Origin of the sequence: Brevibacillus fortis (assembly GCF_003013395.1) — a bacterium.
GTDB lineage: Bacteria > Bacillota > Bacilli > Brevibacillales > Brevibacillaceae > Brevibacillus > Brevibacillus fortis.
In genome coordinates this window covers 100,007-109,304 of record NZ_PXZM01000048.1, presented here as the reverse complement: position 1 = coordinate 109,304, position 9,298 = coordinate 100,007, and the positions used below count along the sequence as shown (strand labels likewise).

The 9,298-nt window shown below is 48.6% G+C and carries 8 protein-coding genes and 1 riboswitch; of the genes, 1 reads left to right on the top strand and 7 read right to left on the bottom strand.

Annotated features, from left to right (window positions below):
- Positions 1-559 precede the first annotated feature (559 nt).
- Genes sdhB through C7R93_RS26605 form a run of 3 tightly spaced genes read right to left on the bottom strand, consistent with a single transcriptional unit; the run spans position 560 to position 3,713 of the window.
- Positions 560-1,309: a succinate dehydrogenase iron-sulfur subunit gene (gene sdhB / locus C7R93_RS26615; RefSeq protein WP_106841616.1), complete on the bottom strand. Its 750-nt coding sequence runs from the start codon at positions 1,307-1,309 to the stop codon at positions 560-562.
- Positions 1,310-1,327: 18 nt separating this feature from the next.
- Positions 1,328-3,082: a succinate dehydrogenase flavoprotein subunit gene (gene sdhA / locus C7R93_RS26610; protein WP_106841615.1), complete on the bottom strand. Its 1,755-nt coding sequence runs from the start codon at positions 3,080-3,082 to the stop codon at positions 1,328-1,330.
- A 19-nt stretch (positions 3,083-3,101) separates the two neighbouring features.
- Positions 3,102-3,713 carry a succinate dehydrogenase cytochrome b558 subunit gene (locus C7R93_RS26605; RefSeq protein ID WP_106841614.1) on the bottom strand — a complete coding sequence of 204 codons (612 nt, stop codon included), beginning with the start codon at positions 3,711-3,713 and terminating at the stop codon, positions 3,102-3,104.
- 429 nt (positions 3,714-4,142) lie between these two features.
- Here C7R93_RS26605 and C7R93_RS26600 point away from each other — a divergent pair, with 429 nt between their 5' ends.
- Positions 4,143-4,595 (top strand): YslB family protein, encoded by a 453-nt coding sequence (locus C7R93_RS26600; protein ID WP_106841613.1) that lies wholly within the window; start codon positions 4,143-4,145, stop codon positions 4,593-4,595.
- Between the two features lie 49 nt (positions 4,596-4,644).
- On the opposite strand, the gene C7R93_RS26595 is transcribed toward C7R93_RS26600, so the two are convergent.
- The 4 genes from C7R93_RS26595 to C7R93_RS26580 form a co-directional block, all read right to left on the bottom strand.
- Entirely contained in the window at positions 4,645-5,886 is a 1,242-nt protein-coding gene (locus C7R93_RS26595) for an aspartate kinase (RefSeq protein WP_106841612.1), read from the bottom strand.
- Positions 5,887-6,117: 231 nt separating this feature from the next.
- Positions 6,118-6,305: riboswitch (Lysine riboswitch) on the bottom strand.
- A gap of 81 nt (positions 6,306-6,386) precedes the next feature.
- Entirely contained in the window at positions 6,387-8,168 is a 1,782-nt protein-coding gene (gene uvrC, locus C7R93_RS26590; RefSeq protein WP_106841611.1) for an excinuclease ABC subunit UvrC, read from the bottom strand.
- A 38-nt stretch (positions 8,169-8,206) separates the two neighbouring features.
- A complete protein-coding gene (locus C7R93_RS26585; RefSeq protein WP_106841610.1) occupies positions 8,207-8,458 on the bottom strand; it encodes a DUF2164 domain-containing protein in 252 nt (83 codons plus the stop codon).
- 126 nt (positions 8,459-8,584) lie between these two features.
- A complete protein-coding gene (locus tag C7R93_RS26580; protein ID WP_106841609.1) occupies positions 8,585-9,298 on the bottom strand; it encodes an ABC transporter ATP-binding protein in 714 nt (237 codons plus the stop codon).

Sequence of the window (9,298 nt, the reverse complement as noted above, 5' to 3'; positions counted from 1 at the left end):
GCTTCTAGGGCCACCCGCTGGGGGATTGACTGCACGACTACATGCAAAAAGCGAAACCGCGGCCAAAGTAGCCCTTTCAAGATGTTTTTCAGAGGTGGCCGCTTAAGAGCGTGTTTCGCTTTTTGCATTTCGTCTCGGTCGGTGTCCCTAAGATCTTCGCTGTTTTCTCCTGTTTCCTCTACGAGCATTCCGTGTGATCCGTTTTTTAAAAGCTTTAATAGATTGAAGAACGTAATCAGTTACGACAGAGAAGAATATTTCCAGACGTAGCGACTTGTGGAGTCCTACCGAGCGGAGAAGGGATTCGCGGGCAACAGAAACGCAACGTGCCCTCGCTACGGAAGCGGCTACCACTTTTGCGTTTCCCCGCGAATCCCTTCGGAGCGGACAGTGCATGCTCCCCCGTGGGACGTAGCCTGGAGCCTAGACTGGAAATATTCTTCTCCCCACTACAGCTACATGTTCCCCCATGCAGTAAGCACTTAAACTAACTTCCCTATAAGTTCAAAAAAGGCGTGCATTCCGGATAACCGGCGCACGCCTTTTCTATTGCAAACAATTAGGAGAAGAAGAACTTCTTCACTGCATGTTTAGTTGTTTCTTTGTTCATGTGAGCGATCGAGGTTGTCAGCGGAATGCCTTTTGGACATGCTTGTACGCAGTTTTGCGAGTTACCGCAATCACCGATACCGCCATCTTCCATCAGAGCTTCCAGACGCTCATGCTTGTTCATCATCCCCGTTGGATGCTGGTTGAACAAACGAACCTGCGAAATCGCAAATGGACCGATGAAGTCAGCCTTCGCATTCACGTTCGGGCAAGCTTCCAAGCAAACACCGCACGTCATGCACTTCGAAAGCTCGTACGCCCACTGACGCTCAACTTCCGGCATGCGTGGACCTGGTCCCAGATCATGCGTACCATCGATTGGAACCCATGCTTTTACGCGTTTCAGCGCATCGAACATGCGGCTGCGGTCAATCGACAAGTCACGCTGTACAGGGAAGGTGCTCATTGGCTCAAGACGAATTGGTTGTTCCAGTTTATCTACCAGTGCCGAGCAAGCTTGGCGTGGTCTTCCGTTAATAACCATCGAGCACGCACCGCATACTTCTTCCAAGCAGTTCGATTCCCAGTTTACTGGAGACGTTTTTTGACCTTGTGCGTTGAGTGGATTACGTTGAATCTCCATCAAAGCACTGATCACGTTCATACCAGGACGGTAAGGGATTTTGAACTCTTCCTTGTACGGAGTGCTGTCAGGGCTATCTTGACGAGTGATAATCAAATGGATCAATTTTTCTGCCATGATCAGTTTCCTCCTCTCTTATTTCTTGTCAGACGTATAGTCACGCTTACGTGGTGCGATCAGGGATACGTCGATATCTTCATAGTAGATTTCTGGCGCAGTTGTTTCTGCATTGAACTTCGCCATTGTCGTCTTCATGAAGTTTTCGTCATCACGCTCAGGGAAATCAGGCTTGTAGTGAGCACCGCGGCTCTCGTCACGCTTGAGCGCACCGATCGTGATCGCACGGGACAATACGAGCATGTTCCACAGATGACGGGTAAACGCAGCACCCGAGTTGCTCCATTTATTCGTATCGTTGATATTGATCTTTTTGTAGCGTTCCATCAGTTCAACGATCTTATCATCCGTTCTTTGCAGACGGTCATTGTAACGAACTACCGTTACGTTGTCAGTCATCCACTCACCCAGTTCCTTGTGGATCAGGTAAGCATTTTCTGTTCCGTCCATTTTCAGGATGCTGTCGTATTTCGCTTGCTCTTGGCTAGCAAAGCCGTCAAAGAGCGTGGAAGACAGGTCATCAGAGGATTTGTTCAAGCCTTTGATGTACTCGATCGCTTTTGGACCTGCAACCATACCACCATAGATCGCGGACAGGAGGGAGTTCGCACCCAAACGGTTTGCACCGTGCTGAGAGTAATCGCACTCACCTGCTGCAAACAGACCAGGAATGTTGGTCATTTGGTTGTAGTCTACCCACATACCGCCCATGGAGTAGTGAACCGCAGGGAAAATCTTCATTGGAACTTTACGTGGGTCATCCCCAACGAATTTTTCGTAAATCTCGATAATACCGCCCAATTTTACATCCAGTTCTTTTGGATCTTTGTGGGACAGGTCGAGGTATACCATGTTTTCGCCGTTGATACCCAGTTTCATATCTACACAAACGGAGAAGATTTCGCGAGTCGCGATGTCACGCGGAACCAGGTTTCCGTATGCAGGGTATTTATCTTCGAGGAAGTACCAAGGCTTACCGTCTCTGTACGTCCATACACGACCACCCTCACCACGAGCAGACTCGGACATCAGACGCAGCTTGTCGTCGCCAGGGATCGCAGTTGGGTGAATTTGGATCATCTCACCATTGGAGTAGATAACCCCTTGTTGATACGCCGCAGATGCCGCTGTACCCGTATTGATAATCGAGTTGGTCGATTTACCGAAGATGATACCAGGTCCGCCTGTTGCCAAAATAACGGCATCCGCACGGAAGGATTGAATTTCACCGGAACGCATGTTTTGCGCAGTAATCCCGCGACAGGTTCCTGCATCGTCCAAAACGGCTCCGAGGAAATCCCAATATTCGTACTTGGTTACCAGACCTTCAGCTTCATAACGGCGCACTTGCTCGTCCAATGCGTACAGCAGCTGTTGTCCAGTTGTCGCACCTGCAAAAGCGGTACGGTGATGCTTGGTTCCCCCGAAACGACGGAAGTCCAACAGACCTTCTGGTGTACGGTTAAACATTACACCCATGCGGTCCAGCATGTAGATGATGCCAGGTGCTGCATCAGTCATTGCTTTTACTGGCGGTTGGTTAGCCAAGAAGTCTCCGCCATATACTGTATCGTCGAAGTGCTCCCATGTGGAGTCGCCTTCCCCTTTGGTATTTACCGCTCCGTTGATACCGCCCTGTGCACAGACAGAGTGGGAACGTTTTACCGGAACCAGGGAGAACAGCTGGACGGGAACGCCTTTTTCTGCTGCTTTAATGGTAGCCATCAAGCCGGCCAAACCTCCACCGACAATGATCAGTTTACCTTTTGCCATGAGTTTTGTCCCCCTATCCCTACAGAATGAAAGCCGACATCGCACGCAAGCCGATGAAGGTTACAACTACGAATACGCCCAAAGTCAGGAATGTTGCAATGCGCTGGGAACGCGGCCCAACTGTAATTCCCCAGTGAACCAGGAACGACCACAGTCCGTTGGAGAAGTGGAAAGTCGTGCTAATAATCCCGATTGTGTAGAATACGATCATTGCAGGACTGCTCAAAATGTTTGCCATCATGTCATAATCCACGTGTGCACCCAGTGCTTTTTGGATACGGGTTTCCCAAACATGCCAAACAATAAAAATGAGGGTAATGACTCCTGTAACGCGTTGCCACAAGAACATTTGATTTCGGAAGTAACCGAAGTTCCCTACGTTATGCTTCGCTTGGAACGCAATGTAGAGACCGTAAACGGCGTGAAACAGGATCGGGAGGTAGATCAATGCAAATTCAAGTACTAACAGAAATGGAAGGTTTTCAATGAAGCCTACAGCCTGGTTGAATGCTTCAGGTCCACGAGTCGCTTGATAGTTGGCTGTCAAGTGGAACACGAGGAAGAGCCCGATCGGAAACAAACCAAGAAGTGAGTGTAGCTTGTGACTGAGAAAGCTATGGCCTTTCGCCATACAATGGTCCCCCTTTCAATGTATGTAACTCTCAATTCTGTGAAAAACGTCAAGCGTCACCGCAAGCGGTCCAAAACGGTTTTCTGCCGTTTTGATAGACCTTCCCCCAATATCCTAACCCATTGCCTCACCCATTAGACATAGCAAAACCGCCACGATCATTTTAAGAACAGCATCTTGACGCTGTTCACAAAAAGACTGCGTTCACTAGATCAACTGAATTTGTCGGAATGTGTCAAAATACGAGAAAAAGTTGGGCAAAACTTTGACCAAATCCAATTGTACTCTTGTCGACACAGAGCGTCAAGACAATCAATGTACTAAATACATTGATAGAATAACTTTGTTTAGTCCACCTATTTTTTCTATTACGATGTCATGAATGCGAGTCCCTCCTCATAATCTAGTACAGACAGGAGGGAAGCACATATGAAAGAGAAGGATCAGCTTGCAGCACTGTTACCACCACAAACTATTCCCTATGCGGAAAGAATGAATATGCCCTATCTTGGCTATCATCTTCTACGCGAAACGCTGACCAGCACCCTGCTAGGCGATAGTGAGAACCATATTCTCTATTGGATAGGAAAAAATATGGGCCGCCAAATCCCCATTCAATCTGCAACAGGCCCGATTATGCCTTTTATTCGGCTCGGATTAGGCCAGCTAGACGTCGTGGAGGAGACCGGGCAAACGATCGTCTATTCACTTACTCATTCTATTTTTAGCTACCAGTCTATAGAGAGACTAGGATTTAGTCTTTCTTTTGAGGCCGGAATCATCGCAGGAATGATTGAGCAGTGGAAAGAAAGAGAAGCGTTCAGCAAAATCGAAATGGATAGCCCTTCGGACATACGTATATGTGTACAAGTGGCGTCATGAAGAAAATGCCCCCTCTACCTTTAACGAAGGGAGAGGGAGCACCTATGCTTTATACTCCGTGCACGACCGCGGTTTCCTCGACATCCAGACCATATGCCGAATGAAGACTGCGAACAGCCAGCTCCGTCAAGGTTGCTGGAATGACGCAAGAAACCTTGATATCAGACGTAGATACCATTTTAATAGAAATTTCTTTTTCTGCCAGGACGCGGAACATTTCGGCAGCTACCCCTGGATTGTGAATCATACCAGAGCCAACAATGGATACTTTGGTCAAACCTTCCTCGAAGTCTACTTTTTCAAAGCCAAGCTCCGTCTTGTTCCTGTCAAGTGTATCCAGTGCTTTTTTCAGATCATCCGCTGCAACCGTAAACGAAATGTTCGTAACAGTAGCATCATAGGAGCTTTGGATAATGATATCGACGTTCACCTGATTGTCCGCCAGCGTATTGAACAGACGGGAGAGAGTCCCGACCTTGGCAGGCATGCCGACAACCGTGATTTTTGCTACATCTTCATCGTGTGCAACTCCACTTACTACTCTTCCTGTTTCCATGTTGGCAACCTCCTCAACGTACGTACCATCTTCGGCAGTAAAGCTGGAGCGGACGACCAGCCTTACCTTGTATTTTTTCGCAGCCTCTACTGACCTTGGATGAAGAACCCCTGCACCGAGGTTCGCCAGCTCCAGCATCTCATCATACGAGATCGTATCCAGCTTGCTCGCAGCTGGAACGACTCGCGGATCAGCTGTATACACTCCGGACACGTCCGTAAAGATTTCGCATTTCAGAGCGTTCAAGCTCGCTGCGAGAGTAACCGCAGATGTATCCGATCCACCACGGCCGAGCGTCGTAATTTCACCTTCGTCACTGATCCCTTGGAATCCTGCCACGATCACCACACGACCACGACCGAGCTCGGATTGAATCCGCTCTGGATCAATCTGCTTAATCCGTGCTCTCCCGTGAATCGCCTCCGTGGTGATTCCAGCTTGCCAACCCGTCAGAGAAATGGCATCGTATCCTTTTGTATGCAAGGCCATCGACAAAAGCGCGATCGATACCTGCTCCCCCGTGGTCAGCAGCATATCCATTTCACGCTCGGATGGGTATGCGCTAATCTGCTTGGCCATGTCTACCAACACGTCAGTAGATTTCCCCATCGCAGAAACAACGACTACCACATCATGTCCTTCCTCTTTGTAGCTGATAATTCGATCCGCAACTCGTAAAATTCGCTCAATGGTACCTACAGAGGTGCCTCCGTATTTCTGCACGATCAACCCCATGCGGCTTCTCTCCCTTTTTCTCATATCCAATGTTGGTATATATCTCTTATCGTATGGTTTTTCACTATTCTCTCTATAAAGAAAAGTCTTGCATTTATATGTTACAAAAAAGGCACCGACAAGGAATAAGACCTGCCGCTGCCTACTGTTTCGACATACCGGTTCCTCCCTCCCAATACACGCGGACAACGAAGATTGATAGTAATCACCATCAAAACTCACATTGACACACCGTGAGATAGCTCTCCATCTGACAATTGGTCATTATCAAGATGACAGTCCTGCATTTGTTCAACGCAGACCCAGCATGGAGAAAAGCGGGTTTCCCTCCACACTTCGGCGAATTCCCCTTTCCCGTCCCCTTCACAGATACCCGATCTCAGGGTGGTACTCTTGGTTTTCGCGCCTCTACCTCACCCCATAATGGAAGTGAGGCTAACTATTCTGTTTGAATCGGATTATATCATGAGTCTAAAAATGGATCAATTCCTTTTTGAACTCTATGCGTCCAGCTTGCGCAGATGAGCGATGATTTCTTTCGCCAGCTTGTCGCCGATCCCTAATTGGCGGAAGTCTTCGACGGTCGCCTCGCGCATTTTTTTCAACGAACCAAAATGAGAGAACAACAGCTTGCGTCGCTTCTCACCGATACCCGGGATCTCATCCAACTGCGAGGAGAGCATCGTTTTTGTCCGGGATTGTCTGTGGAACGTAATAACAAAACGGTGGACTTCATCTTGGATGCGCTGCAGCAAATAGAACTCATAGCTATCACGCCTAAGATTCACAGGCTCTGGCGGATCTCCGTACATGAGCTGAGCAGTGCGGTGCTTCTCGTCCTTCGCGAGTCCACAGACGGGAATATAGAGGCCCAGCTCGTTTTCCAAGACGTCCATAGCCGCGCTGATTTGGCCTTTTCCACCATCGATCACAATCAGGTCGGGCATCGGCTGGTTTTCTTTCAGCAGGCGAGAGTAACGACGGCGGACCACTTCGCGCATGGAACCGTAGTCATCTGGTCCCTCGACGGTTTTGATCTTGAATTTGCGGTATTCCTTTTTGTCAGGGCGCCCGTCTGTAAACACAATCATCGCAGACACAGGCTCTGTTCCTTGGATGTTGGAGTTGTCAAACGCTTCAATTCGATGAGGAACCGGAATCCCTAAAATGTGACCAAGATTGTGTACTGCTTGGACCGTACGAGCATCGTCCTTGGACATCAACGCGAACTTCTCCTGCAAAGCAATACGGGCGTTCTCGGAGGCCATCTTCACGAGTTCATCCTTTTTGCCTCGTTTCGGTGCATGGACTTTGATGCCCAACCACTCACTCAAAAGCTCTGGTTCACTCTCTTGCGGGAGCAAAATCTCTTTGGGCAGCGCATTTTGCTTGTCGTAGTAAAACTGACTCACATAAGACATGAAGTCTTCCGCTTCGCTGCCGTAATATGGAAAGGAAGTCGTCTGACGCTCGATCATCTTCCCTTTTCGCATATAAAACACCTGAATGCACATCCAGCCTTTTTCTACAGCAAACCCGATAATGTCGCGGTCTACCGTATCGGTGAACGTGATCTTCTGCTTCTCCATCACCGCTTCGATGCTCTTGATCTGATCGCGATATTCCTTTGCGCGTTCAAACTCCATGTTTTCTGCGGCTTGCAGCATTTTTTCCGTGAGAGTTTTCTTCATTTCCTCATGACCGCCATCGAGGAACCGGCTAATTTCATCCACCAAACGCTGATTTTCCTCAGCCGATACCTCGTACACACAGGGCGCAAGACATTGTCCCAAATGGTAGTAAAGACAAACCTGCTTGGGCATATTGCGGCATTTACGCAACGGATAGAGGCGATCCAGCAGCTTCTTCACCTCGGAGGCATCTCCGGCATTCGGATACGGCCCGAAATACTTGGCTTTATCTTTTAATACCTTACGGGTAATCTCCAGGCGTGGCTGCGCCTCATTCGTAATTTTGATGTACGGATACGTCTTGTCGTCGCGGAGCATGACATTGTAGCGCGGGTCGTGCTCCTTGATCAGGTTGCACTCGAGGATCAGTGCTTCAATCGGTGAAGATACCACAATGTACTCAAAGTCCACGATTTCACTGACCAACAGCTGCGTCTTCCCGTTATGACTGCCTGTAAAATAAGAGCGGACGCGGTTTTTCAGCACCTTGGCTTTTCCTACGTAAATGATTTCCCCGCTCGCATTTTTCATCAGGTAGCAGCCTGGCTTATCTGGCAGGACGGCCAGTTTATCTTTTAAGGAGCTGTTCATGGCTGCTCCCTCCTCTTTCCTCTATATCTACCTTACATCTATTTGTTCTTGTGGAATGGCTTTTCCAATACATACAATTCATCTTCTAACGAACTCATCCGTTCGAGCAGCAGCTTGCGGCTGTCTTGCACACCTTGATTGTAATAAAAGGGACCGAGCTCTTTTGAAAAAAAGGCAATCAGCTCTTCTGTCTCCAAATTGCCGAGTGTCTCCGACCGTTCTTCTTTAAAAAAGCGCTGTACTTGATGAACAAGATATTCCATTTGCTCTCTCGTCAATTTAGATGGCATCGTATCCGGCTTCCTTCCCTTTTTCGCTTCATAAGAGAATATACGTTCTATCTTTCATAGTACCATGGAATGATGACGAAAAAAACTGCCGCCTCATTCCATGGCGACAGTTTTTTACAGGCAGACCTAGTGCTTGCGCCCACCCAAATATGCTTCTTTAACACGCTCGTCGTTTAACAATGCCTCTCCTGTGCCGTCCAATACGATTTGCCCTGCCTCCAGTACATATCCGTAATCAGCGATTTTGAGGGCCTGTTTGACATTTTGCTCCACGATAAGGACGGTCGTCCCTTCCGCATTGATTTCTTTGATCACCTTGAAAATGTCTGCCACCACGATGGGAGCCAAACCCATCGACGGCTCGTCTAACAACAGCAGCTTTGGTCGAGACATCAACGCGCGGGCAATAGCCAGCATTTGCTGCTGACCGCCAGACATCGTCCCTCCCAATTGAGAGAGCCTCTCCTTTAATATCGGGAACCAGGCCATCATCTTTTCCATGTCGTCCTTGATGCCTTGTGCATCGTTGCGCTGGAAAGCACCCATCTCCAGGTTTTCCAACACGGTCATTTTTCCGAGGATCGCACGTCCTTCAGGGACAAGCGCCAAGCCTGCTTTTACGATCTGATGGGGTCTCGAACCCTCCATCCGCTTCCCACAAAACGTAATGGTCCCTGCCTCTGGCTTCAGTTGACCTGCAATCGTGCGCATAGTTGTGGTTTTGCCCGCTCCGTTCGCCCCGATCAGCGAGACGATTTTGCCCTCAGGGACTTCCAGCGTGATACCACGAATCGCCTTAATTTGACCGTAGGAGGTCGTCAAGTTTTGTATGTTCAGCAT